Here is a 270-nt window from a genome sequence, read left to right as displayed (position 1 = left end):
AGTCCAGAACGTACAGCTGGGTGTTCCACACCGGACGGCCGATCGGCACCGAGACTGCGTCCGGGACACATTCCCACCACGACACATCCACCGACGCCTCAGTCGGGCCGTACAGGTTGAACAGCCCCACGCCGTCCAACACGGTGAAGAACCGCTGCACCACCTCCGCCGGCAGCGCCTCACCCGAACACACCACCCGACGCAACCCCACACAGCCGGCAGCCAACGGCTCCGCCACAAACGCCGCCAGCATCGACGGCACAAAATGCA

Annotated in this window: 1 protein-coding gene; it reads right to left on the bottom strand. The window is 65.6% G+C overall.

Translation table 11 applies throughout. From position 1 onward, the window contains the following. A partial coding sequence (locus tag IZR01_RS49715) for an AMP-binding protein (protein WP_194927942.1) occupies positions 1 to 270 on the bottom strand: 270 nt, incomplete at both ends.

It is taken from the genome of Catenulispora pinisilvae (assembly GCF_015356865.1).
Taxonomy (GTDB): Bacteria; Actinomycetota; Actinomycetes; order Streptomycetales; family Catenulisporaceae; genus Catenulispora; species Catenulispora pinisilvae.
This window is presented reverse-complemented; position numbering and strand designations above follow the sequence as displayed.